Here is a 25,818-nt window from a genome sequence, read left to right as displayed (position 1 = left end):
TTCAGCATGGGCACGCTGGTGCTCGATGCTCGCGCGGAGGTCGATCGCATCGTTCAGATCCTGCGCGAGCAGGTTTTTGGCACGCTGCGGCGTCGTGGCGTGGTTGTCGGCCTCTCCGGGGGTGTCGACAGTTCCGTTGTCGCATCGTTGTGCGCACGCGCGTTCGGGAAAGACAAGGTCTTGGGGATATTCATGCCGGAGCGCCATTCCTCCGGCGATTCGCTAAGGCTTGGCCGCAGCGTCGCAGCCCAGCTTGGCATCGATACGGTCCTGGAAGACCTAGCACCAGCACTTGAGGCCGTCGGCGCCTATCGCCGACAGATCGAAGCGATCCAGACGGTCGTTCCCCAGTATGGCGACGGCTGGAAATGCAAGCTCGTGCTCGCGTCGGTCCTCGAGAGCAACGGTCTCAACATCACACGCCTCACGGTTCAGGATCCCGAGGGCAAGACCGATACGGTGCGTCTGTCGCCGGCAGCCTATCTGCAGATCGTTGCTGCAACCAACTACAAGCAGCGCCTGCGCAAGATGACTGAGTACTACCATGCGGACCGCCTCAACTATGCCGTTGCAGGTACGCCAAACCGCCTGGAGCATGACCAAGGCTTTTTCGTCAAGCAGGGCGACGGAATTGCCGATCTGATGCCAATCGTCCACCTCTACAAGACCCAGGTCTACCAGCTGGCTGAATACCTTGGGGTGGATGAAGAGGTCCGGCGGCGGCCGCCGACCACGGACACCTTCTCCATGGCCCAGAGTCAGGAGGAATTCTATTTCGCGCTGCCTTATCATCTGATGGATCTATGCCTCTACGGCTTGAACCACGGAATTTCTGTCGACGAGGTCGCCGCAGCTGCCGGCCTCACCGCGGCCCAGGTTCAAAAAGTCTTCAAGGACATCGACAGCAAACGGCGTGCCGCACGCTATCTTCACGCACGGCCTTTGCCGACCACTGCCATGGGCGAGGGCTGACCGGATGTGCGGCATCGCCGGAATCATCTCGCTAAGCGCCTACGCGGCGCCGCCTTCGCGAGAGGCATTGATGCACATGGTGGGCGCACTCGCGCATCGCGGCCCTGACGAGCGCGGCCTTTACCGCGACAAACGCGCGGGATTGGCGCATGCCCGCCTGTCCGTCGTCGATCTGTCCAATGGCCAGCAGCCACTCGCGGACGCGGGCGACACGACGTGGATCGTCTTCAACGGCGAGATCTTCAACTATCTCGAGCTGCGTGAAAAATTGAGCGCCCTCGGCCACCGCTTCCGCACCCATAGCGACACAGAGGTCATCGTCCATGCCTATCGCGCGTGGGGCGAGTCTGCCTTCGAGCGGATGAACGGGCAATGGGCGGTCGCAATCTGGGACTCGGTGGCGGGTCGTCTCGTGTTATCGCGCGATCGGTTTGGCATCTGCCCCTTGCATTTCTGCGAGCATGGGGGGCGCCTTTACTTTGCCAGCGAAGTGAAAGCCATTTTCGCGGCCGACATGAATATACCCCGTGCCTTCGATCCAGCCGGCATCGATCAGACTTTCACGCTCTGGACAGTCGTCCCGCCGCAAGGCGTATTTCAGGGGATCAGCGAACTCACCCCGGGGCATGTCCGCATTTACGAAAGTGGCACCGTTCGCGAGCGGGCCTTCTGGAAGCCTTGCTATCCCGAGATTTCCGATCCCCGCCGTGGAGAATTCACCGGCTCGCTCGACGACGCGGTGGACGAGGTGCGCGGCGCCCTGGAGGCTGCGACGGCGCTCAGGATCGTGCAGGCCGACGTGCCGGTCGGCTGCTATCTGTCGGGCGGGCTCGACAGCTCGCTAGTCGCCACGCTGGGAAGGCGCTACGCGGGCGAGCGGTTCCAGACCTTCTCCCTGCGTTTTGCCGACGCCGAGTATGACGAGACCCGTTTCCAGCGCCTGGTCGCCGGCGCGACCGGGAGCGAGCACCATGAGGTGGTGGTTTCGCGCAGCGACATCGCCGAGATCTTTCCCGAGGTGATCTACCACACAGAGCGTCCAATCCTGAGGACGGCGCCTGCGCCGCTGTTCCTGCTCTCTAGGCTGGTGCGAGAACACGGCATCAAGGTAGTGCTGACCGGCGAAGGAGCTGACGAAATGTTCGCTGGCTATGACCTGTTCCGCGAAGGCAAAGTTCGCCGCTTTTGGGGACGCCAGCCCGCATCGACAGGACGCTCACGGCTGCTGGAGCGCCTGTATCCCTATCTCAGCCGCTCGCCGGTGCATCAGCAAGCAATGGCGCGCCAGTTCTTCGGGCGCGATATCCAGGCCTATGACACGCCCGGCTTTGCGCATGACACACGCTGGCGCACCACCAGCGCCATCAAGCGATTGTTCTCCGCCGACATGCGCGCCGAGTCCGAGCGCCGCAATGCCGTGCCCGAGCTGATCGCCCGCCTGCCCGCGGAGTTTTCGCGATGGGGCTCGCTCGCGCAGGACCAGTATATCGAGATCCAGACGCTGATGTCGGGATACCTGCTTTCTTCGCAAGGGGACAGGATGCTCATGGCCCACTCCGTCGAGGGGCGCTTCCCGTTCCTGGACGATGAACTCGTGACGCTCGCGAATTCGCTTCCGGCTGCCTACAAGCTGCGCGTCCTCGACGAAAAGCACGTGTTGAAGCGGGTGGCGGAACCGATCGTGCCGTCGGAAATCGTGGCCCGCAAGAAGCAGCCCTACCGAGCGCCCAACGCGCTCTGCTTCGTTGCCGACGATGCTCCGGCCTATGTCCGCGAAGCGCTTTCGGAGACGGCGCTGCGCGAGGCAAACGTTTTCGATCCGAAGTCGGTCACGCGTCTGCTGGACAAGTGTCGGGACAGGGCGAGCGATGGCGATCTGTCCAACTCCGACAACATGGCGCTGGTCGGCGTGCTGTCGACGCAGCTCCTTCACCAGCAGTTTGTCGCAAGCCGTCCCGGGGGGGTCCGCCTAGGCGAGCTCAGCGTCGACGTTGACAGCGAACATCGCGAAGAGGTGCTGGCATGATGCATGGCGCCGTACCACTGCTGCATGACTACCTCACCCACACCGCCAGCCGGGTCTGCGACAAGGTGGCGCTGGTGTGCGGCGGGCAACGCGTCACCTATGGCGAGCTCGAAGCGCGCTCAAACGCCATCGCGCAACATCTGGCCGCGGCTGGGGTTGCACGCGGCGATCGCGTGATGATCTTCGCCGACAACACTGTCGAGACGGTCGTCGCCTTCTGGGCGGTGCTCAAGGCGAACGCCGTGGTGTGCATCGTCAATCCGCTCACCAAGAGCGACAAGCTTGATTACCTGCTCAACGATTGCCGACCGACGGCACTGATCACGGACAGGCACCTGCACTCGATCTTTAGCGAGCCGGCACGCAACTGCCCGTCATTGCGCCGGGTGATCGTCTCCGGGCCGATCATCGACGCCGAGCTGGCAGGATTGCCGCACGCCGTGCGCTGGGACAGCATGGTCGCCGCCGACAGCAGCGTACCACCGGCGCGCCGCTGCATCGATATCGATCTCGCTGCCATCATCTACACATCTGGATCGACAGGCGAACCCAAGGGCGTGATGCTGACGCACAGGAACATGACTGCCGCGTGCACGTCGATCGCTTCATACCTGAAGCTGTGCGAAGACGAGGTGATCCTCAACGTTTTGCCTCTCGCCTTCGACTACGGCCTGTACCAGATGATCATGGCGTTTCGCACTGGCGCTCGGCTGGTGCTTGAACGCTCGTTCGCTTTCCCGGCGCAGATCCTCGGGTTGATCAAGCAAGAGAGGGTGACAGGTTTTCCCGGCGTGCCGACCATCTTCGCCGCACTCTCGGATCTCAAGTCCCTGAAAGACCACGATTTTTCGAGCATTCGCTACGTCACGAACACTGCGGCTGCCCTGCCGCTCAAGCACATTCTCATGCTGCAGGACCTGTTTCCGGATGCACGCATCTATTCAATGTATGGCCTCACCGAATGCAAGCGCTGCACCTATCTGCCGCCGGAAGACCTTGAGCGAAAGCCATTGAGCGTCGGGGTCGCCATCCCGAACACGGAAATGTGGATTGTCGACGAGCATGATAAGCCGGTCGGTCCTGATGTCGTTGGCCAACTCGTCATCCGCGGGGCGACGGTAATGAAGGGCTATTGGGGCAAGCCGGAAGCCACGGCCAGAAAACTCAAACCCGGCCCGCTGCCGGGCGAGCAGGTCTTGTACACCGGCGACTACTGCCGGATGGACGCGGAAGGCTACCTCTACTTCATCGGGCGCGGCGATGAGATCATAAAATCGCGAGGAGAGAAGATAGCGCCGAAGGAGGTGGAAAACGCGCTGCTGGATATTCCGGGTGTGCGGGAAGCCGCGGTCATCGGCGTTCCGGACGAGTTGCTCGGACAAGCTGTGAAAGCCTTCGTTGTGATCGAGCAAGGAAGAATCGTCGGCGAAAAGCAGTTGCAGAAAGAATGCCAGAGACGATTGGAAAATTTCATGGTTCCGAAGTCCATCGTGATCGTACCCAGCCTGCCGATGACAGACACGGGCAAACTCAAAAAAACGGCCCTGTCATGAGGCCGTTTCTGGATGAAATTGATCAGCATTCATCATTTGTATCGGAGGAGGATTCAATGTTGTCTACCAAGGATAGAGCCGAGACCTGCAAGGACCAGATTCGCGCTTTCCTGGCGTCGAATTTCTACATAGCCGACGCGGATTCTCTGGAGAGCAACACGTCCCTTCTCGACCAAGGCATCGTCGACTCGACAGGGGTACTCGAGGTTATCGGCTTTATCGAGGAGACCTTCGGCATCACCGTGGAAGACAGCGAGCTCCTGCCGGAGAACCTCGATTCTATCCAAGGAATTGCGCAATATGTTCTCCGCAAGCAAAACTGATTGCCGACATCTGCCTAGCGATGTTTTACGCCGCCGACAGCGCCACCGAGCCTGCCGCAGTCGCGGCACGGCTCACGCTTGTGACGTTGTATGTCCCACAACCACCCTGCCCTCGCCGGCTTCGTTCGTGACCGCGCGGATGTTCTCGTAAGCCTTGGAACGCTCCAGCAGACTGATCACCTGCCTGTCCTGGCCGAGGCCGACCTCGAAGAGCAGGATGCCTCCGCGCCGCAAGTAACGCGGCGCGTCCTTGATCACCCGCATATGGATGCTCAGGCCGTAGGGGCCGGCCGCAAACGCTTCACGCGGCTCGAGCTCCGTCAGATGCGCGCGGTCGCCCTCAAGCCGCTTTTCCGAAATGTAAGGCGGATTGCAGACGATCACGTCCATCGTACCATCAAGCTCCAAGCCCGAGAAAGCACTGAACAAGTCGCCCTGAAGCACGCACACGCGATCCGCCATACCGTGATGGGCGACGTTGCGGCGCGCGACTCCGACGCATCCATCGGTAAGATCGCTCGCCCAGACACGCGCGGTGGGAGCGTAGTGCGCGATGGCGCACGCCAGATTGCCGGCCCCGCAGCACATATCGACGACGCGTGGCGCCGGCAGGTTCATCTGACTCAGAACATCGAGAGCGGTCGTGCCAAGCAACTCCGTCTCCGGCCGGGGAACGAGCGCACCGGGCGCGATGAGCAACTCCAGCCCCATGAAGACGGTGCGGCCTTTGCTGTAGGCTTCGGCGACACTGATCTCTTCGCTCATGACAGACCCGCCTTCCTGACATTGCCGGTGCCGTTGTCCGACAATTCCGTCCCAATTAAGTGTATCTCAAATTCATTAAATTCTCGATGGGCAAATCGAAAAACACTCGCCGCCCTAAGGTTTGAAGACACGATGCAACAAAAGGTGATCATGAGCCTCTCTTCTGTCGCATGATTGGGAATATTGTCTCATCATTGAAAATATCCGGGCTCCCAGCCCGGTTATCCCCAGCCTTGCAAAGCCAATTCCCGAATTCTCGGTCCTGCGTCACGATTTTGCTACATTTTAATCAAAAGGCACATACGTAAGCAAAGCGTAATGTTTCAGTAGCTAACGGAAAGCAGCCGCTTCCCGCAAGGCAAGAGGGTTTACCCATCATCGACATGACCAACACGTTCGCGCGGCAATTTCGCACGAAAGATCGCAGATCATGAAGTCAACGCAAGGGCGCTCGCCCGATCTACGCTCCGCTCTGTTCGGCTCAATGCATGGACTGGTTGGCGTCGGCGTTTTCTCGGCAGTGATAAACGTTCTCGCCCTGACCGGCTCCGTCTATATGCTCCAGATCTACGATCGCGTGCTGCCTTCCCAGAGCATTCCGACTCTCATCGGATTTACGATCGGGATGCTTGGCCTCTACGCTGTCTATGGCCTCCTCGATTTCGTCAGGCTTCGCCTGTTGGTCCGCATCGGCAGCCACCTCCACAGAGATCTGCAGCAAAAGGCGTTCGCTGCCTCGCTTTCCCTGCCGCTTACTGCTGGGCAGGATGCGAACCGGGTGCAGCCGCTTCGCGATCTGGACCAGTTGCGCGGATTTCTTTCCGGACTGGGACCGACGGTCGTCTTCGACGCTCCCTGGATTCCTTTTTATATGGTGGTCATCTATCTGCTGCACCCTTCGCTTGGTGTGTTGGCAACCCTCGGCGCGGCTGCTGTCGTACTTTTGACGGTAGTCGCGGAAGTCGTTGCCCGCAAACCCGCCGCGCGTGCGTCTGAGACGCTCGTGGCACAGCGGCTTCTTGCCGATTCCGGCCGCCGCAATGCGGAGGTTGTCCAGGCGATGGGCCTTTCCGCTCAGCTCGGTCGGCGCTGGAATGAGATCAGCCATCTTTACCTCAAGAACCAGGAACAGCTCTCCGACGTCGTCGGCGCAGCGAGTTCATTGTCGAAGACGCTTCGAATGGCCCTGCAGTCCTCGGTACTGGGGCTTGGTGCCTACCTTGTGATCGGCGGCGAGGCTTCGCCCGGCGTGATCATCGCATCGTCCATATTGCTGGGCCGCTCATTGGCGCCGGTCGATGTGGCAATCGCAAACTGGAGAGGGTTTCTGGCCACCCGGCGAAGCTATACCGATCTGGCGGCAGCGTTGGATGCTGTCGGTAGCCATAAAGACCCTATGGAGCTGCCGCGCCCACAGACACAGCTTGCGGTCGAGGAACTGACGGTCGCGCCACCAAGTCTGCAGAGACCAACGCTCGTCAATGTAAGCTTTCGCCTGTCGAGGGGCGCGGGGTTGGCGATCGTCGGCCCGAGCGGCTCTGGCAAAACGACGCTCGTGCGTGCCTTGGTCGGGGCATGGAAGCCGCTTCGTGGAACGGTAAGGTTGGACGGCGCCTCGCTCGATCAGTGGAATTCGGAACTGCTCGGCACCCATATTGGCTACCTGCCGCAGGACGTTGAACTGTTCGACGGAACGATTGCAGACAACATCTCAAGGTTCGGCGGCAAGAGTGATGCAAAGGGCGTGCTGGCAGCCGCCAAGGCTGCGGGCGTGGACAAGATGATCATGCGTCTGCCGGAAGGTTTCCAAACGCGCATCGGTGAAGGCGGAGCGGCCCTGTCGGCTGGGCAGAGGCAACTCGTCGGGCTCGCCAGAGCGCTTTATGGTGATCCATTCCTTGTCGTTCTCGACGAACCAAATTCCAATCTGGATGCCGACGGCGATGTTGCCTTGGCCGGGGCAATCCTCTCGGTGCGTGAGCGTGGCGGCATCGCGATTGTTGTTGCGCATCGTCCGTCAGCTCTCGTCAACATCGATCAGGTGCTCGTCTTGGCGAATGGCATGCTCCATTCATTTGGCTCGCGCGAAGACGTTCTGGCAAATGTGGTCCGGCCCTTCCCGCGGCAAAATAGTGTCGTCCCGCTGCAGCAAGGTGCAAGCGGCCATGCGTGATGTGTTGCTGCGTTTCTTGAGGTCTTGCTCCGTGTCTGATGTGACCCTGTCATCATTTGCTCGGGTCGTTGGCGCAAGCCAAGGGATCGGGACGAATCCAGTCGAAGAGCCGAATGGATTTGCTCGGGTCGCTGGCGCAAGCCAAGGGATCGGGACGAATCCAATCGAAGAGCCGGATGGCATCAGGGCCAATCTGATCCTGGGCCTGGCGACCACCTTGCTGTTGATCCTCGGCGGAGGACTCTGGCTGGGGTTGACCAAGATTGCCGGCGCGGTGATTGCGCCCGCCACCGTGGTGGTCGAAAGCAACATAAAGAAAGTCCAGCATCAGACCGGCGGCACCGTCGGCGGCATCTTCGCCCAGGACGGGGACCATGTGCGTGCCGGCGATGTGTTGGTCAGGCTGAACGACACGTTGACACGAGCAAACCTGCAGATAGTAAGCGAGGATCTCGACCGCGCCACCATTCGTCTGGCGCGGCTGGAGGCCGAGCGACAGGGCCTGCCGGAAATGCAACTTCCACCCACCATTCGGGCCCGGATGGGCGACCCGCAACTGGCGGCACTTGTCCGTGGCGAACGCGCCGTGTTCGAAAGCCGTGCCGCGGCGCTAGCTGGCCAGAAGGCACAGTTGCAAAGCCGCTCGAAGCAATTGGAACGTCAGATCGATGGCCTCAAAGCGCAGCAGGCGGCGATGGATGAGTCACTCGATCTGCTGACGCTGAACCTTGCTGACGTCGAGTCTCTCTACTCAAAGAAATTGGTCTCTAAAGAGAGGCTGAGCACTATCAGCTTGGAGAAGAGCCGGACTCGCGGCGAGTCAGGACGCCTTGTGGCAGCAATCGCGGAGGTCCAAGCGCGCATCAGTGAAACTGACCTGCAGGTGCTTCAACTCGACGAGCAAATGCGAAGCGAGGTAACGAGCGAACTTCGTGAAACGGAAGCCAAGCAGACCGAACTCAATGAGCGCAAGGTCGTGGCGGAAGACGAACTCGCCAGGACAGATATCCGCGCCCCACAGTCGGGAACGGTACAAGAATCCTCGATCCACACCATCGGAGGCGTGATTGCCCCCGGAGAAGTGCTCATGATGATTGTGCCCGATACCGACAACCTAGTCGTGGATGCGCTCGTTTCTCCAGAGCGTATCGATGACGTGCGTCCTGGACAGCGGGTTTCAATCCGCTTTCCGGCTTTCGACGCAGGGACGACACCTGTTTGTCAAGGCTCGGTCAACCGCATCTCCGCAGATCTGATTAAAGATCAGCAACGTCAGCTTTCGTACTTCTCGGCACGCATCAATGTCGAAAATACCACGACCTGTCTGACGGGAGCGAAAATACTCAAACCCGGCATGCCCGCCGAAGTTCACATACGCACTGACGAGCGCAATGTATGGTCCTACTTGCTGAAACCCTTTACCGACCAGGTTTCCAGAGCTTTCAGGCAGTAACGCAATCGGCAATCGCGACAGAACAAGGTAAAGCAGTCTATCGGACCGCGGCATTCTCGAGACCGCTGCTGAACCTTACCTCTATCGTGTCACCCGGTGATACTTCGGTGTCTTCTCCGGCCGGCTGTTTGCGCCATTCCTCACCCACCTTGCGGATGATCGTGACCTGAGCCTGGATGGTTTCGCCGGCAACTGGCAGTGGCTGGGCGGACGCCCCCGTGGGCTGCAACTTCTGGCTGGCGGCGCGAAGTCTTGCGGTGATGTCGGCAAGACGCACGTTGGTGTCCTTCAGCTCAGTCAATAGAGCCATCCTTCTCAGGTTGTCATTGCGCTCGCGCTGCCTGAGAAAATCATCCTGCTGGCGTCGTGTTCTCATGAGCTCAACCGACGTTTCGAGCGCCCGGCTGGAAGAGAGAATCACACCGCGCCGGACATCGGCAAGTCTGTCGTTGGTCAGATTGCCTGCTTTATGCACTTTCGTTATTCGTGCCAGGTCTTCCTCGTCCGCTTTCACTGCCTCGGCTTCGGCCTTCTCGCGCTTGAGCAGGACCTCGATCTGCGCCGCAGCAGCCTTGGCACTTTGTTCAAGGTAGCTTTGCTCCTGCTGGAAGTTGTCCAGGGAAATCTTGAGCCCTTCTGCTTCAGCCTGGGCGATTGCCGACACGAAAGCGGCCGACAAGGGTGACCCTTGTGGTGGCTTCATGTCGAAATTCGCCTGGTTCTGAAGTTCGGCGCGCAGGCGGGCGCTATGAAAATAGTCTCTGGTGTACTCCCCCCAGGCCGATTCATAGTCGCGCCGCAGATCCACCGGATCTGGGCCAACCTGGTTTGCCCTTGCCCGCAGAAGGCTGAAACCGCCAGACACGGCGATCGCCTGCCGCACGGTCATGAGCGGTCGGTAAGCCTGCTGTCCGGGAGTGAGCACGTCGCCGGTCACGTAGATCGGGCGATACTCTGCGATCACGGCGGTGACGTCGCTCGGCTTGACGACGATCATTTGCTCCCGCCCATCGGGCAGACGCTGGTGAAATATCTTGGTAGTCAAGATCGTCTCCATGCGTGTCTGCAATTCGGCCGGAGTGAGGCCGCCGACCGAAACCATGCCGACTTCGGGAAGCGCGATCGTGCCGTCCATTTGAACCATGACCCGTTGCGTTCGTTCCGGGATGGAGGCAATTCCTATCTCGACGGTATCGCCGGCGGAAATTCGATACGCGACCCGCGTCTCCGCTGCGGCGGCCATACCCACGGCAGCCAGCATACCAAGCGCGGCAAGAAGGATGCGATTAGTGAAGACCATTGGTGACAATCTCCTTCCGGTTCAACGTCGACTCTTCCGGCCAATCGACACGGGAGACGAAGTCGTAGACTGGCCCGCCGGGCACACCCCAGTTGCTCGACCAGATTACCTGCGAGCCGTCAGGGGACGGTGAGGCATGACTCTCGCTTCGATAGTCTAACTGAGTGCTTCTCGTTTGTGCGATGCGTCGGACGTCCCCGCTGCCGTCGATGCGCAGCGCGATCACTTCCTGTGCATATGGCGCCCAGTTCGGGTGAGCCGATATCTCATCCGGATCGCCGCCATAGGTCAGGAACACCCACCCCGGCCTATCCAGCGCACGCAGGGATGCATGCATGGCTTCGCCGTATTTCATAAGTGGGGTGACCCTGCCGTCGGACAGCCTTCTCTTGATCACCTGATACTTGTCCGGATCGGACTTGCTGATACCGACATAGACTTCGCTGCCGTCGTCATCGACTGTCATATCGCCATGCCCGGGCCGGTGATGTTCCATCCACCTCTGGAGCAAGGTGCCCTCGACATTAAAAATGAAGCCCTGTTCGATGCCGCTTGTTATCTCCTGAAGGCATAGAATGTTGGTTCCGAGCGGAGAAATCGAGCAGGTGCCGTTGGTTCCGCCAATATGCTCAAGATCGATATCCGGGAATTTCCGCCGTTGCTTGAGATCGTAAGCAAAGACAACCGCATCGCCATCCTTACGCACTGCGCGCACGGCTATGCGGTCACCGTCACGGCTTGGATTGCCCTTGCCCGGCCCGAAATGGAAATCGTGATACTCAGTCGAAACAAGCAGGACATCTTCGCGATTGGTCCGTGGCGCCCAGGTCGACACTTGCCGACCCTGAACGCAGATCATCAGATCGGCGTTTTGAGGGTGCCATTCGCATTCAGTCGATCGAGCGCGGCGGAAGAGCGGAGCATATGTGTGCCCGTCGAAAAAGCACATGCCGCCGCTACAGCCGTTGGTAATGACGAGAAGGCTCTGGTCTGAATTCCAGGCTTGGGCACTGGAATAACGGTGGCTGCAATACTTGTTCCCGCATGCGACCCCATTGCCAAGCACTCCCGGCTTGGTAATGCGCGTAAAGAGTGTCCCAAACGCCGGATCCGTCACTGGGCGCAGATAGTCGGGCAGATCCATCATCACCGGCGCGACAAATCGTGTCTGCTCGCTGCTTTGCCGGCTTCCGGCCGCGGGCAGACCCAACGACATGGCAACGGCAATCAGCAGCAGAGCCGATGCACGCTGGTAGAAGGTCATGTCATATAACCCATTTCGCGGCGTACGCGGCCTGCGCTGAGGCGCGCCTGCCACCATCCGATGGTTCGCTCCAATCCTTCCCGCAGGCTGGTCTGCGCCCGCCATCCGGTCTTCGTCTCGAGTTGCGAAGAATCGGCCAGCAAGGCACGGACTTCGGAATTCTGCGGCCGCAGACGGCGTTCGTCGCGGTGAACCGGTTTTTTGGAGCCGCTCAACTCGAGCACCAGATCCAACACGTCCGAGACCGTCACAGCGCGCTGGCTTCCGGCATTGTAGGCATGGCCGAATTCGAGCTCGGCCGAACCTGCGGTCAGGAACGCCGCCGCAGTGTCTTCCACAAAAGTAAGGTCGCGGACCGGACTTGTGTCCCCGACCATGATCGCCGGGCAATTTTTGTCGAGAGCCTGCCTTATGATGGTCGGCACGATGGCCCGCTCACTCTGACGTGGGCCGTAGGTATTGAACGGTCGCATAATCACGACGGGGACGTCGAACGACCTGGCGTAGGACTCTGCCATCATGTCCGCGCCGATCTTGGATGCCGAATAGGGTGACTGGCCCTGCAGCGGATGAGATTCGCGGATAGGCATGGTCTGTGCAGTGCCATAGACCTCGCTGGTCGAGGTGTGCACCACACGCTCTGTCTCCCATTGCCGCGCCGCTTCGAGGACATTCACTGTGCCCAGGATGTTGGTCTCCACATAGGATTGGGCGGCCGCGTACGAGTATGGAATCGCGATGAGTGCGGCGAGATGAAACACAACGGCCTGGCCACGCATGATCCGGCTCAGGAACGCGCTGTCGCGAACGTCGCCGCGGACAAGGTTCAGCTGGCTTCGAATGGTGTCCGGCAAATCATCCAGCCAACCATGACTGTCGAAGGAATTGTAGAGGGCGAGCGCCGTGACATCCGCCCCACTACGGACGAGCGCTTCGGTGAGATGCGACCCGATGAACCCATCGGCACCCGTAACCAGAACTTTCCTACCCCTGTAGTTCATGACTAAGCGTTCCCCCTGTGACGTAAAGCGCTGACTTGCGAATTCACCAGAGCGTGGCCATGCCAAGCATGTTCTCACATGCCGATTGGTGGCGGCGAGACCAGGCCGACCGGCGGCCGCGAGACCAAGCCGAGAACCGCCAGAAAGCCGCGCATCATCCAGATGATGTCAGCGGCGATCGTCCGCTGCGGATAGTAGGAGAGGTCGATCCTGGCCTTGGCAGGAAACAGAACCTCGCGGTAGAACAGTACCGGATCCGCGGATCGCGGATAGAATTTGGCCTCATGCCGGAAGAGAACCTGGGCCGGACCCAACAAGCCCGGCTTGTATTGTAGAACGGCCTCAAAGCCACCGTGGAAACAATCGGCAAAGACAAGGCTCTCCGGCCGCGGCCCGACAATTGCCATCTCGCCTCTGAAGACATTCCACAATTGCGGGAGCTCGTCGAACTTGGTGAGGGCGAGGAACCGACCTATTCTCGTCATGCGGCTGTCGCCGGCCATGGTCAGCGCTAAGCCACCGGGATCGCATCGCACCGCGAATTTGCGAAACTTATACATGCGGAACGGCCGCCCACCGGCACCCACGCGGGTCTGCGTAAAGAAGATGGGCCGGCCGCCTTCCAGTAAGAGCGCCAGGGCGATCACCAGCATCAGCGGAGCGAAGACTATGGCGGCTGCTGTAGCGATCACGAGATCAATTGCACGTCTCGCAATCCCATGGGCGGCGCTTGAGACAACAGATCGATGGATGGATAAATCCAAGGCATTCATGCTGCTGTTCCTGCTTGGGCGCAACTGTGGACTGCAGCGGCAAGAGCGGCGGCCACTGATTCGACGACAGGCGCGGTGATCTGGGGATGCAGTGGCACCGTGAGCTCACGCTGGGCAAAGTCCTCTGTCCGCGGCAAATATGTGCCGGGGAAAAGCTCGCGATAGAGCGTCATCTGGTGCACCGGCGGATAGTGGATGGTGGTTTGTATGCCTTGCCTGCGCAATTCATCGATGACGTCTTGCCTGTCAGCGTAACGCGGCAAAAGGACTGGCATGATATGATAGGCGGACGTCCGCGGCTCGTGGAACGGAACTGTCACGGCCGGACAATGTTTTGCGATCAGACGTCGATACAGCATGACCAGAATGCGCCTGATCTCGTTCCACTCCTGCAAATTCTGCAGCTGGACCAGTCCGATTGCAGCGCGCATTTCATCCATGCGATAGTTGAATCCGAGCATGGTGACATCGTACTGCGGCGTGCGACTGTTCAGCCTCTGGTGTGTCCCCGTGGTCATGCCGTGCCCACGAGCCTGGCGGATTGTCTCAAGCAGCTTGGGATCTCGGGCAATCACGGCCCCACCTTCCGCCGTGGTCATGTTCTTGTTGCCATAGAAGCTGAAGGCGGCCGCGGCACCAAATGTACCTACCTCCTTCAGGCCCGGCGCATGCGCGGCATCCTCGATGATCTGCAGCCCTCGGGCACGAGCGAACTTCTGCCATTCTTCCCGATTGGCGAGATAGCCGGCGAAATGCACGAGAATGACCGCCTTGGTGCGCGCGGTGCATCGCGCTTCAGCTTCCACGATCGACATTAGCGGCACGTCGGCCGACTCGATATCGACAAAGACCGGAGTGGCACCGACGTAGAGAACCGCGTTTGCGGTCGCCACGAAGGTCATCGACGGGACCAGCACTTCGTCGCCTGGTCCGATACCGAGTGCATGTAGAATGAGATGAAGCGCTGCAGTACAAGAATTGACCGCGACGCAATCCTCTGCACCATGCATGTGGGCAAAAGCCTCTTCAAAGGCTCTCACCTGCTCTCCCATGGTCAGCCAGCCGCTATCGATGACCTTGGACAAAGCTGCCTTCTCCGGCACACCCAAAATTGGGGCACTGACCAAGAGCATCATAACCTCCTAGACTGTTGGACTGTGGGATCGGCTTGGCGATCTCGTCATGCGGCCGTGGCAGTGACCTCGATCGAGGCCGACTGGTCTTCCCAGGAAATTGCTTGTGCATTCTGGAAATCGTCGACGCGCCCAATATCGAGCCAGAGGCCATCATGCTTGTACACGTGGACAGTTGTACCGTTCTGCATCATCTGCAGCATCAGGTCGTCAAACCCGAAGGGAATGCCGGATGGAATAAACTGCAGAACGTCTGGATTCATGCAATAGATTCCCATGCTGACCAGGTGCGAAAGCGTCGGCTTCTCGCGAAAGATCTGCACGGTGTTGTCGACTTCGTCTATGACGCCGAAGTCCATTTTGATCAGGCGGCAGGCTGTCGCGATCGTCACCGGATCGGTGTGCTTGCGGTGCGCTGCCACAAATCGACTGAGGCTTAGATCGGTAAGGACATCGCCGTTGAGGACTATGAATGGTTCTGTCAGCTCATCTCGGATCAAGGAGAGCGGTCCGATGGTGCCGAGCGGCTCCATTTCTTGCGTGTATCGAATTTTCAGGTTCCACTGCGAGCCATCTCCGCATACGGTGCGGATCAAGTGGCCGAGATACCCGGTTGTGATGTAGACCTCTTGGATGCCATTGCGTCGCAGCCATTTCAGAAGCATCTCAAGAACCGGTCGAGCACCGATCGGCATGAGCGGTTTCGGCAAGACCGATGTGAAGGGGCGAAGGCGTGTCCCCATTCCACCACATTGAATCACTGCTTTCATCTGGTCCTCCCATGGTTCACTCGACCTGAACGCCATCGTTACGGCCACAGCATCCGGAAAGCCGCGTTCTTGTTCTCTTAAAGGACCGGTGAGGTTTTCCCGCCGGCCCTGATCCGGACATTGTAGCTAGATGGTATGTGGCCGTCGGGGGGGATGTCGTCGTGCATTCGAATGGTAGCGATTCGGACATTCTGGTATTCAATAACCGTGCCGATCGACGAAGGCTGGCGCCTGTCGCAGAGCAGGCTCGGAGCGCGCTTCAGCGATCAGTTCTTGGCCGATCAGCTTGGGGGCCACCAGACCGACAAAACCCGAACGAGTGCTTACAATGAGCCTAGTATCCATCAATCGCCGGAACGACCTAGGACAACCCGGCGATTGCGCGGTATCGGCATCGAAGCGAGCTGTTGGGACACGGATCTTGGAGGCTGAGAACGAATGTTCGACAGGTCAGCCGGCTCCGTTCGAGGGTTTCAAAAATAAGAGGAGCGTTTCCCGTTATTTAGGATTATATTAGCAATCTGACGCTTGCGGTGTTGGGGCATCGCAGGTGTTGACTGGATGAATCGACGAGTGGTCGGCCACGACTCTAAGGCCCTCACCGTTCAATCATTCCAGGATTCGTTGGGGTAGTTCAATGTATCGAATCGTCATCGCCGACGATCACGGCTTGTATCGTCGTGGCTTGCGATTGGCACTGACCGCAGGCATTCCAGGTGTGGAAATATTTGAGGCGTCGTGTTTCGATGCCGTACTCAGTCTGCTGGCGGAACAGGCGTCAGTCGATCTTGCGATCCTGGACCTGAACATGCCGGGATTGTTTAATCAGGAAGTGCTCAGCGGGATTCTGTCGGCTTATCCGGATACACGCTTTGCGATCGTTTCCGGGAATGATTCACGCTCGGAGATACTCACGGCTCTGTCGATCGGCCTTCACGGCTATATCGTAAAGTCGCAAAGAGACGAGGAGGTCGTCATGGCCGTCAACGAAATCCTTTCGGGCCGCATCTACGTCCCTGCACTTCTGTCGCGCCCCGGAGCCGCACAAGCAACTCACGTACCTACTCCCTCCGAGCATATCCCACATCGACGAACCACCACTGGCAATCTTGGCAGGCTGACCTCGAGGCAAAAGGAGGTCCTCAAGCTGATGGCGGAAGGGTATTCGAATAAGGAAATTGCGCGCGATCTGGAAATCGCCGAAGCGACGACGAAAATTCATGCCGCTGCGGTTCTGCGCGAGCTTGGGGTGCGCAATCGGACAGAAGCTGCCGTTATGCTGAAGACTTGGCTAACCAGGGATATCAATTAGAGCGCCGCCTCCTGTTGGGCGCGCAAGGGACGCTCTAAAACTTGAATCTACGCTTTATGGCTTCTAGAAACGAGGCCGATTTTTGCGCCAATGCGTTATGGGCCGATTTCCTTGCGCGACAGCCGCAGCGAATATCGCAGCCCGTGATCCGACATTTCCAACTTGGGCGAGTAACCGACAAGCGGCGCCCCATCCACTCCGAGTATCATGGAACCGAAACCATGACGGACAACTTTTGAAGTCCGCCGTCGCCCCGATTCCACCCACTCGAACACGATGTCACTACCTGCGTCTTCAGACGCGAACGTCCAATTTACCTCGATCCGGCCTTTTGAATCGCCAAGCGCTCCATGTTTCAAGGAATTGGTCGCAAGCTCGTGAACAATCATCGCAAAGCTTTCGGCGGCGCCGCCTGAAATCACAACGGAAGGACCGCTGACCGATATGTCGCGTGTTCCCATATACGGCTGCAGCTCCTGGACAACGAGATCGTGGAGCATCCCCGACGCATTGCCGTTGCGTGAAAGCAGCAGATGCGTTGCTTCGAGCGCACGAATCCGGTCGACGAGCGTCTCCTTGTACCTGGCGACATTGTTCTCGTGAACATCGACCATGTTCACCAGCGCCGTGATCACAGGGAATAAGTTGCTGAACCTGTGGCGTTGTTCGAGCATAATGCGCTCCCGCTTCTTTGCCGCGGCGCGTAGCAGCGTGGTTTGTCGTCGCTCGGTCAGGTCGGCGGCCACGCCGAGCCGCTGTAGACGATCATCGTATTTCTCTTCCCTTCCGCGCAGGGCAACCCAGCGGATATGTCCGTCCGGTCGTCGGACGCGAATCTCGACGTCGTAATTCGTGACTGATGCGAGCTTTCTCGATGCTACCAGCTTTGGCCAGTCCGCCGGATGAATGACGGCTGACAGTTCGTCCAAACGGCGGCTAGCGGCCGGGGGCAGGCCGAGAATGTCCCAGAACGTGCCGGAGCCGGTGACGATCCCGTCTTTAAGGTCGATCCGCCACGTGGCCAGGCGTCCGGCAGACAAAGCGAGATCCAGCCACTCCTTCTGAGCCCGAAGCGCTTCGTGTACGGCTCGTCGTTCCGAGATATCGTCGACCACCACGAAGATGCTCTCTGAGAGAACCCCGTCGGGCACGGATGAAGACAGGGTTAGCCGCGCCCAGAATGCCGAACCGTTCTTTCTTAACAGACGCACCTCCGAAGCGAACGAAGCAGCGTCGTTACCCAGGCCCGCCAGCAACTGCGCCAAGGCATCACGGTCGTCCGGATGAACGAGTGTCTCGAGCCGCAATTGGGCAAGCTCCTCCTCCTCGTAGCCAGTCATCTCACTGAGGCGTCTGTTGGATTGCAGCAGCTCACCTCTCTCGTTGGTGTTTGCGAATCCCATGGCGGCGCGCTCGAAAGCCCAACGGTAGCGGTTTTCGGTTGCTTCGACGGCAGCGAGTCTGGCTTCCGCGACTTCCAGCAGCTCACGCAAGTCCTGCCGCAGCCGATGGAACGTCATGGCAATCACGCCGCCTGAAATCACAAGCAGAATGGCGCGCGCCCAATCTTCGCCGGAGATCTGACCATGCAGGGTGCTTCGTGCCCACAGGCCGACAGCCACCATCAGGATTGTCGCCGCAAGCGCAGGCCCACGGTCTTCAAGGTAGGAAATGATTATAATAGCTGGAATAAATTCCAGAAAACTCGACCCTTCCCCAATATATACTGACGCTTTTGTTTCAAATATCAGTGTAGCAGCCAGTACCAATGCGGAGGCCACATGAGTTAGCAGTCTGCCTGATGGGTTCCAATCCGACCTGCGCGACTGCGAGTTCATGGGCGTAGACTACAACCTTTTAACTAGGCCGTCGAGACTAGAGCATAAAACGTACAACCTAGTCCGACTGCCGGATTGCCATACCACTATCACAGCGCGCATTTTAACAGACGGGGGGAGGCATGACTTGGTCAGAACTCCTCAGAATATATCGAGTTTCAACGTAATAGGGCCCGGTTTTTGCGAGCCCTATGCATACAAGACTGTCTGTAAACCCCGAACAACTTATTTTCGGGCTGTGAAACTTGGGGAGGTTGAATAATGGCTCTGATCGATAGACACAGCGATGTCGTTGCGGGCAAACGATACATTACAATAGGGACCAAGTATAACCCCGACGCGCAGATGATGCGACCCTCATATGCTTATCCTTTAGCTCGTGCATCGGATCGACCGGACGCAGGGGTCGACGAACCAAGGAGACGCAGTCTGGAATCCATCACCGGCATGCTTGATCGCATCGGCTGTGGTTATCTCGTACTGAACCGCGAAAGAAAAGTAATCGAATGGAACGCAGCCGCTCAAACCACATTGGAGCGTCAGGGCGAAGCGGCTGATACAGCCGGTGAGCTTTCGATAGCCCTAAGGCGGCTGATCGCAAATGTTCCGGCCCATTTCCTGCCGGGTTCACTGTCTTGGGTGGTGATCCGCAGCAGAAGCGACAGGCCGGTGATATTGAAAGAGAACGGCCTTATCGCTCCTGACGGGACGAGCATTGTGGCATTGCTGGACCGTGAGAACAGGTCGGGGCCAAATCCCCAGACACTGCAAAGGATGTTTGGCTTGACGAGCGCGGAAACGCACCTTGCGCTGCGCTTGGCTCAGGGCGATGCGCCGTTGGAGATCGCCCGCAGTTGGCGCCTCAGCCGCACCACGATCCGCTCCCAGCTTGCCTCGCTATTCGCCAAGACCGAAACGAGACGTCAGGCGGAGCTGGTGGCTCTTCTGGGGCGCATTTCGGTGTTGCCGTAAGGGCCGCCGCCTAGAGCATGTTCCATCCCGATAAAATCGGGATGGAACTCTAACTTGTTATTTTACCATGATCTTTCCTGAAAGCCGGTTAGCGCATTTTCGGGACCATGGTCCGGTTCCCAGGCGCCGGGCGTCGGCATCCACCAAGATTCAGGCGACCGGAATTTGGAGCCGTTCCTACATAGGTTGCCCAACTACGGCCGGCTCCGATGCGCCGGCGTACAGCGTCCGCGGCGGGGACCACCGGTTGGACAATGATCCACACAACCAGTCTGCTCTTTCCGCGCGCTGAAGATGGAATCCGTTTGATCGCGGTCAGACCGCTCCGCGGTGGAACTGGCTCGGGCAGGTTCGATCCTCGTCACCGGTGCCGCAGGCTTCCTTGGCTATCACGTGGCCTTGCGGCTTGGGCGGCACGGAATCGAGGTCGTGAACGTCGACAATTTCACACCCCTTTTATAATTCAACACTAACGAAGCGGGTTTTGCACGCCTCTGTGCCGAGCCGGGGGTTCACCCCGCTGCGAATGGATCTGGCGGACTCGGCGCGCCTTCAGCTGCTGTTATCAGACTTTCAGCCGACACACTTTGTGCACCTCGCCGCTTAGGGCCGGCGTGCGCCGGCGCGAGTGTCCAGAAACGTCGCCGGGGCGGCAAAGGTACATCGCTGGCCAGCCGATGATTGAATCAGCCAGCTGATCTCTTCTGGCCGGTCATTGCCGATATTGCACACGCGATGCGGCGCCATGGTGCTCGGAAAACGGTATGGCCGGCTCGACGAGGCGTAAACGAGGTGATCAATGCCGAAGTGCCAGCAGCCCTCAAGCACATTGAGAAACGCCACGATGTTCGACTTCACACAGGGGCATGCGGGTCAACGAGTGAGTAACGTCAGCGACCTTCACAATGCCGTCGGCTCCGCACCCGCGACAGCGCTCGAGGACGGAGCGCAAAGGTCGACAATTTTATGGGACGGATGCTGCAGCCAGCACAAAGCGTTCATGCGGGTCTGAGAGCCCGAGGTGTCGGCCGCGCACCTGTCGGGCGGCGCTGTCAGTGTGATCTGATATTCGCAAAATCGATTCTGGAGCGGCCCAGTGTTGGAGCGGCCCAATGAGCGAATTTGGAATCCAGCTCCGAAAATCTCAGGTCAGCGCAAGAACCAATACCGTTGCTGGTGCTGGCCGTCGACTGCACCTGTTCTGAACGACGTTAGCGCAAAGATCAGCGCAGGCATGATCTTCAGTCGTTTTCTGATATAGATCGCCATCGCCAGGTTCCAAACGGCCAATGCAAGCGCCAGGCCCACTGCAGCACCCAGCGGACCGTAAAGCTCGATTCCTGCCGCACAACCTATGATACCGGCGACTGCGCCAACGATCATGGCGGCTGCTGCTGCCCATTCGTTTCCGGTCATGGTCAAGAGATTCAGCTGGGGTCCGCACAGCGCGACAAAGACATATCCGAGCATCAGTACCCGCGCGATGGGTGCTCCTGTGCTGAAATCCTCACCGAACCAGTTCATGAGAGGTTTGACGATCACAACCAGCGGGATGGCCATCGCTATGGCGCCGGCAGAGGAAAGTATGGCGGCTCGTGAAAATAACTGCTGCAGGCCCTTCCGATCGCCTCGGGTATGAAGGGCAGCAGCTGCTGGCGAAAACATCACCCCGACGGCAACGAGGGCAAGACTCACAAGCAACGCAACATTCAGTCCCAAGGCGAAGATACCTGCGTCTCGAATATGACCTGTCCAGCCCAGCACCATAACCCCGGCCCGACTGATGAAAACATCGAGCCCGGCCATGAGCATAATCGGCGGAACCGCCGCCCACCACTCTTGCGACGCGTCGCTGGGTTGAGTCTGCCGCAAACCGGGCGGCTGAAACCTTGTCACCATGATGAACACCAGTCCGACCGTGATGCCCGAACTTGTCAGCACCGCTTGCATCACCAGGGGTGCGTTGAGGGTCCATGATCCGGAAAAGGCCGCGACTCCCAGCAACATCAACAACAGGCCGTCGCGTACGATGCGTTCCGGCAGGAGGGCTGAGACACCACCGCCGAAGGCACGAATAAGTGCTGCACCCAGCGCGGAGGCGGTGACCAAAGGCACTGCTGCCATGCCAAGGAGCTGGCTGATTTCAAGTTCCTTGTGAGAAGGATCTGAAAAGAAATAGATCAGAGCGGCGCCGATCATGCCGAACAGTGTCGCCGCCGCCAGCGATCTTTGCAGAGCAAACCTGACGACACCATGTGCCAGGTCAAGCCGCCCGTTTGCCCTGTAGGCGGACACGAAGCGTAGTAGGGAGACATTGAAACCAAGCGTTGCAAGATAGCCAAGCACGGAGGTCCAGGCCAGGGCATAGGAATAGATGCCATAGCTGGTGGAACCGACGAGGCGCGCAATCAACAATTGCGCCAAGCTGGTCAACCCCGCACCACCGATATAGATCAAAAGAGCGAAGATGCTGGCGTAGCCGAGACTCCGACCCATGTCTTTGTTGTGGGACAAAACTATATCCCCGGCGGCAAGAGAGGCCGCAGAAGTTCGTGCGGTCTTCATATCATTACAGTCGTGGTCAGCGTCGGGTATCTCATGGCCTCGGCTGCCTTTGGCCGCAGGTCCCCCGCCGGCTTGCAAAATTTTCGAGATTATCTTCCGCTCGGCACACTGAATGCCTTCTAACGAGGACTGATCGTTGAGAGTGTGGATCGGAATAATTTTTCGGTCAGACTCGACGAGAATGTCGTTTATGCTTTGAAATACCCCAAAACTGCGCATGTTTGTGTCAAAATCTGCCTCAAAAATGCGCTCCGCAGGCGCTTCATGCTCCATCCGCTGCTGCAAGCGCGTCTCCACGATCGCGCGTGGTGCAACAACTCTGAGCGTGAAATCAGCTGCGGGCGCCAGGCTGAGTGCCTTTGCCAGCGCAACCTTGTCTGCGGTTCCATTGAACATTGCCAGCGACGCAATCGCCTGGACGTAGCCCTGATCGAATATGACTACTTCTCTGGATTGATTGGCCTCATCCCAGCGGCGCGAAAGCTTCAAGATGTGCTGCCAGAGCCGGGCCCGCCATATTCTTTTTTCTGGCGGCATCACTCTTATCATGGAAAGGGACGTTGAAAGATCCTTGATCCTGCCTCTCGGAGAAAGCAGGATTTTTAATGTTGAAAATATTGCCGATATGATCCTGAAAATAGCCAGAAAGATTCCAAGATCGACGCTCGATCCCCTCTGGCGAGGCCGGTGACTGAGGGCAACCTTGGCGTGGTACCCCTCGTCCCGCAGTCGCCGGGCAAGGGCGTGAGCAAAGGTTCTCTTGCCGGATCCAGGCGGTCCGAAGAGTTCAATGATCATGGGTCCAATCCGATCGTGGCAATACCCGCGCGATTTCCGCGACCATCGTTGCTTCGAAGTCCGCTTGTGACGCTCATGATGTTTCCTCGAGCAAAAGATCAGCGCTGTCCCCGAACTGATAACCGGCGTGCTTCTTGAGATTAACCTGCGTGAGAACGCTCCCGACAGGGACCGAAACTGACGCATCGCTCGCAAGCGTTTCCAAAACACCGCGTGCGATGCTGCGTCGCGTCCTGCCCCAGCGAATGGCGAAAAGAACCGCATCAGCCCAGCCCGTCAGAAGCCCGGCCTCCGGCCCTCCAAGTCCCAGCGGTCCATTTACGATGACGACGCTGTAGATCGAGTGCAGCTCATCCGTGAACAGGGAACTGTCGACCGTGGACAGCAACGCCAGCAGATCCTCCGACGGTGCGAGAGCCATGAAGTCGATTCCGATTTCAGGCATTCCCGCGATTGCCTCGTGCAAGGCACAGCGTTCACTCACATAGTCCCCGAAAAAGTTGTGTGGCTTGAGCGCCGTGAATTCATCCAGGAATTCGTTCGTGAGGCGAGCGCCCGTGCGGTCAAGATCGAGGAAAAGCACTCGCCCCCCCAGTCGGGTGGCTGCCAGGGCCAAGCTCCATGCAAGCTCGGTCTTGCCATCATCCTGGACGCTGGACGTTACGAGAATGATGTGCGACGAGCGATCCCTCGCTTGCTTGGGTGCTGCGGTGACAAGCAGGGATGTCACGGCGCGGCTGTATCTGGACCTCTGCTGGGCTAACACCAGCTGCTTCAGCCGTCTGGCGTGCATTGTGGCAGCTTGTGGTATCAGCCCCAGGCACGGAACCCCGAGCGCTGCTTCAGCTTCGGCCTCGCCCCGCAAGGTCTGATCGAGGCGGTTGCGAACGACAACGAAGACCCCGCCAAGAAGCCCAAACACAACCATACCGGGTGGAATAAGGAAAATCGGCGACAGGGTCTTAGGAACCGTCGGCGGCCATGCCGCCGAAAGGACCGACACTCCGGCCGAAGGAGTTGCGATGCGCCGTATCAAGTCCTGTTGCTGGGTCAGAAGCTGGTTGTATCGTTCCGTCAAGATACTGACCTGCGGCTCGAGTGCACGCAGCCCGGACAGCCGGCCGGCCGTATCGGCCACAACCGCGTCGAGCACATTCTTGCGACTTTCCAGAGCTGCAATCTGGGCCCGGTAGATGCTGGCTTCCGCAGCGATACGAGCAGTGCCTTGTTCGATCTCGCGGTTGATCGCATCGCTCAGATTTTTATGTGCCGTGTCATTGGCCTGGCGAGCCGCCAGGTCGGCCAGCGCCGGTGATCCGATAGCTTGAGCGAGGGAGGCGACCGATGCTCTCTCCTTTCGCAACTCCTGAATATGTTGAAGCCGAGATTCCGTGGCGGAGAGATCCGCTTTCGACAAGGAAATCTGCTGGCTGAGTTCAGCCGTCTCCTTGGCAGCGTTGTCCGCAGCACCTTGGTCGACTGCACCATGGCTCAGCCGATACTTTTCCAGACGATCGGTCGCTTCTGCCAGATCGCGTTGTACGCCCGGCAAGGCAGCGACTATCGAGGTGAGTTCCAGTCTATCCGCTGCCTGGCGTCTCATTGCGAGATCGTCGATGAACAATCGGGCGAACGTATTGGCCACCATAGCGGCTCGCGTCGGATCGTGGTCGGTAAAGCCTATGCTGATGACTCTCGACCGCAGTTCCTGTCCAACCCTCGTGCCCTTTCGCAACGCCTTTAGTTCAGCCGCATCCGCAGCTTCCGGCTTGCCCTGCGGCCATATTCCGCCCAGCAGGCCGTCTGCAAATGAGCGCAAAATCGACCGGCCGCCGCGAGCAGGGTCGGGACGAGAACTTCCAGTTCCGGCATCACCTTGTTCGGCAGTGCCGCCGGCCTCCGTCTTGCGCAGCGCTGCCATCACGCGACGCAGATGTCCTTGCGACAAGAGCATGGTTATATTGTCGTCAATCCTGGCATCCAGCATCTCCGGGGCAGGTTCTGTGCCGGCAGGCCCAGTCCTGGTTGGAGCATCGAGGATAATTTGCGTGGTCGCCTCGTAACCCACAGGGACAGCAAAACCCGCAAGCCCGGCCAAAACACCGCCCAGAATGACCATGGCGAGCAGGAACCGTTTCCTCCTCGCGATGGTGATGAGGAGTTGATGGATGGAGCTCTGCGCGTCCATCTGCTCGCGCAGCGGCCGCCTCATGCGCGGCTTGGTCTCGTGCGCGTTTACGTGCATCTCAGTGGCGCGCGGAAGTTGCTTCCGGCTGATTATGGAACCTTCCATTTTATACTCCTGCCAATTCGAGCGCGGGATACCGGTCCGCTGCGGGCGCCGGGGGCCGATGGGCCTCGTTGCGCCAGGTCTGGAACATCAACGCCGCCCACAAATCACGAGAATGATCCTGCCTTCCATCAATGTGATCTCGCCAGCACGTCTGCACCTTTGCAAAGTCGAAGATCCCGTCTCCGGAGAGGCGCATATCGGCGAGCAGATCGTTGGCCCAGATGCGCAGCGGCCCTCTCAGCCAGACTGCTATAGGGACGTCGAAGCCCTGCTTCGGCCGATCGGTCAGCCGCTTGGGAACATACCGATGCAGCAACTGACGAAGGATCCACTTGCCTCTGCCGTGGCGAACCATTACGTCCGCCGGCAATCGCCAGGCGAAGTCGACAACCCGATGGTCGAGAAGCGGGCATCGCCCCTCGAGACTGGCGGCCATGCTGGCGCGGTCCAGCTTCACCAGTATGTCGCCGGGCAGATAGCCGACCATGTCGTCGTACAAGAGGCGGGACAGCAGGCCATCAAGCGGCGGTGCGC

At 59.0% G+C, this 25,818-nt stretch carries 21 protein-coding genes; 9 read left to right on the top strand and 12 right to left on the bottom strand.

Annotated features, from left to right (window positions below; genetic code table 11):
- Positions 1–6 precede the first annotated feature (6 nt).
- Genes nadE through EOA78_RS10075 form a run of 4 tightly spaced genes read left to right on the top strand, consistent with a single transcriptional unit; the run spans position 7 to position 4,874 of the window.
- Positions 7–972, top strand: coding sequence for an NAD(+) synthase (gene nadE / locus EOA78_RS10090; protein WP_127315031.1), 966 nt, complete (start codon positions 7–9; stop codon positions 970–972).
- A 4-nt stretch (positions 973–976) separates the two neighbouring features.
- Positions 977–2,998 carry an asparagine synthase (glutamine-hydrolyzing) gene (gene asnB, locus EOA78_RS10085; protein ID WP_127315030.1) on the top strand — a complete coding sequence of 674 codons (2,022 nt, stop codon included), beginning with the start codon at positions 977–979 and terminating at the stop codon, positions 2,996–2,998.
- On the top strand, positions 2,995–4,551 hold the full coding sequence (locus EOA78_RS10080; RefSeq protein WP_164783700.1) for a class I adenylate-forming enzyme family protein: 1,557 nt from the start codon (positions 2,995–2,997) through the stop codon (positions 4,549–4,551). Before asnB ends, EOA78_RS10080 begins: the two co-directional genes overlap by 4 nt.
- Positions 4,552–4,607: 56 nt before the next feature.
- Positions 4,608–4,874: an acyl carrier protein gene (locus EOA78_RS10075; protein WP_127315029.1), complete on the top strand. Its 267-nt coding sequence runs from the start codon at positions 4,608–4,610 to the stop codon at positions 4,872–4,874.
- A 72-nt stretch (positions 4,875–4,946) separates the two neighbouring features.
- On the opposite strand, the gene EOA78_RS10070 is transcribed toward EOA78_RS10075, so the two are convergent.
- Positions 4,947–5,639 carry a class I SAM-dependent methyltransferase gene (locus tag EOA78_RS10070; RefSeq protein ID WP_127315028.1) on the bottom strand — a complete coding sequence of 231 codons (693 nt, stop codon included), beginning with the start codon at positions 5,637–5,639 and terminating at the stop codon, positions 4,947–4,949.
- 430 nt (positions 5,640–6,069) lie between these two features.
- Between EOA78_RS10070 and EOA78_RS10065 the strand changes: the two genes are divergently transcribed.
- The gene (locus EOA78_RS10065) at positions 6,070–7,812 is read left to right on the top strand and encodes a type I secretion system permease/ATPase (protein ID WP_164783699.1); all 1,743 of its coding nucleotides are present in this window, start codon (positions 6,070–6,072) and stop codon (positions 7,810–7,812) included.
- Positions 7,805–9,265, top strand: coding sequence for an HlyD family type I secretion periplasmic adaptor subunit (locus tag EOA78_RS10060; RefSeq protein WP_127315026.1), 1,461 nt, complete (start codon positions 7,805–7,807; stop codon positions 9,263–9,265). The genes EOA78_RS10065 and EOA78_RS10060 overlap by 8 nt, the downstream gene beginning before the upstream one ends.
- Positions 9,266–9,302: 37 nt before the next feature.
- Here the strand turns inward: EOA78_RS10060 and EOA78_RS10055 are convergent, their stop codons facing one another.
- The 6 genes from EOA78_RS10055 to EOA78_RS10030 form a co-directional block, all read right to left on the bottom strand.
- On the bottom strand, positions 9,303–10,565 hold the full coding sequence (locus tag EOA78_RS10055; RefSeq protein WP_127315025.1) for a polysaccharide biosynthesis/export family protein: 1,263 nt from the start codon (positions 10,563–10,565) through the stop codon (positions 9,303–9,305).
- The gene (locus tag EOA78_RS10050; protein WP_127315024.1) at positions 10,552–11,829 is read right to left on the bottom strand and encodes a hypothetical protein; all 1,278 of its coding nucleotides are present in this window, start codon (positions 11,827–11,829) and stop codon (positions 10,552–10,554) included. The genes EOA78_RS10055 and EOA78_RS10050 overlap by 14 nt, the downstream gene beginning before the upstream one ends.
- A complete protein-coding gene (locus tag EOA78_RS10045) occupies positions 11,826–12,830 on the bottom strand; it encodes an SDR family NAD(P)-dependent oxidoreductase (protein WP_127315074.1) in 1,005 nt (334 codons plus the stop codon). Before EOA78_RS10045 ends, EOA78_RS10050 begins: the two co-directional genes overlap by 4 nt.
- Before the next feature lie 74 nt (positions 12,831–12,904).
- Positions 12,905–13,603, bottom strand: coding sequence for a sugar transferase (locus EOA78_RS10040; protein ID WP_127315023.1), 699 nt, complete (start codon positions 13,601–13,603; stop codon positions 12,905–12,907).
- Complete coding sequence (locus tag EOA78_RS10035) at positions 13,600–14,736, bottom strand: DegT/DnrJ/EryC1/StrS family aminotransferase (protein WP_065009619.1); 1,137 nt, start codon at positions 14,734–14,736, stop codon at positions 13,600–13,602. Before EOA78_RS10035 ends, EOA78_RS10040 begins: the two co-directional genes overlap by 4 nt.
- 47 nt (positions 14,737–14,783) lie before the next feature.
- A complete protein-coding gene (locus EOA78_RS10030; RefSeq protein WP_029352700.1) occupies positions 14,784–15,506 on the bottom strand; it encodes a sugar phosphate nucleotidyltransferase in 723 nt (240 codons plus the stop codon).
- A 637-nt stretch (positions 15,507–16,143) separates the two neighbouring features.
- Here EOA78_RS10030 and EOA78_RS10025 point away from each other — a divergent pair.
- A complete protein-coding gene (locus EOA78_RS10025) occupies positions 16,144–16,818 on the top strand; it encodes a response regulator transcription factor (protein WP_127208686.1) in 675 nt (224 codons plus the stop codon).
- 95 nt (positions 16,819–16,913) lie between these two features.
- On the opposite strand, the gene EOA78_RS10020 is transcribed toward EOA78_RS10025, so the two are convergent.
- Positions 16,914–18,587 (bottom strand): PAS domain S-box protein, encoded by a 1,674-nt coding sequence (locus tag EOA78_RS10020; protein ID WP_348628471.1) that lies wholly within the window; start codon positions 18,585–18,587, stop codon positions 16,914–16,916.
- A gap of 330 nt (positions 18,588–18,917) precedes the next feature.
- Here EOA78_RS10020 and EOA78_RS10015 point away from each other — a divergent pair, with 330 nt between their 5' ends.
- Together EOA78_RS10015 and EOA78_RS36425 are read left to right on the top strand one after the other, a co-directional pair.
- Entirely contained in the window at positions 18,918–19,628 is a 711-nt protein-coding gene (locus EOA78_RS10015) for a helix-turn-helix transcriptional regulator (RefSeq protein ID WP_127315021.1), read from the top strand.
- Between the two features lie 330 nt (positions 19,629–19,958).
- Positions 19,959–20,090, top strand: a complete 132-nt coding sequence (locus EOA78_RS36425) for an NAD-dependent epimerase/dehydratase family protein (RefSeq protein WP_206533422.1) — start codon at positions 19,959–19,961, stop codon at positions 20,088–20,090.
- Positions 20,091–20,231: 141 nt separating this feature from the next.
- Here EOA78_RS36425 and EOA78_RS36420 read toward each other — a convergent pair whose 3' ends face one another.
- The 4 genes from EOA78_RS36420 to EOA78_RS09990 all read right to left on the bottom strand — a co-directional run.
- Positions 20,232–20,486 carry a hypothetical protein gene (locus tag EOA78_RS36420; RefSeq protein ID WP_206533424.1) on the bottom strand — a complete coding sequence of 85 codons (255 nt, stop codon included), beginning with the start codon at positions 20,484–20,486 and terminating at the stop codon, positions 20,232–20,234.
- Between the two features lie 291 nt (positions 20,487–20,777).
- Positions 20,778–22,991 (bottom strand): lipopolysaccharide biosynthesis protein, encoded by a 2,214-nt coding sequence (locus EOA78_RS10000; RefSeq protein ID WP_127315020.1) that lies wholly within the window; start codon positions 22,989–22,991, stop codon positions 20,778–20,780.
- A 73-nt stretch (positions 22,992–23,064) separates the two neighbouring features.
- Positions 23,065–25,284 (bottom strand): exopolysaccharide transport family protein, encoded by a 2,220-nt coding sequence (locus EOA78_RS09995; protein ID WP_127315019.1) that lies wholly within the window; start codon positions 25,282–25,284, stop codon positions 23,065–23,067.
- Between the two features lies 1 nt (position 25,285).
- Positions 25,286–25,818 (bottom strand): asparagine synthase C-terminal domain-containing protein (locus EOA78_RS09990; protein WP_245477446.1); only part of this gene is annotated, 533 nt, incomplete at its 5' end.

Origin of the sequence: Mesorhizobium sp. M5C.F.Cr.IN.023.01.1.1, assembly GCF_003997585.1 — a bacterium.
Lineage (GTDB): Bacteria > Pseudomonadota > Alphaproteobacteria > Rhizobiales > Rhizobiaceae > Mesorhizobium > Mesorhizobium wenxiniae.
The sequence above is the reverse complement of the archived record's forward strand: the minus strand, read 5'-3'. Positions and strand labels throughout refer to the sequence as shown.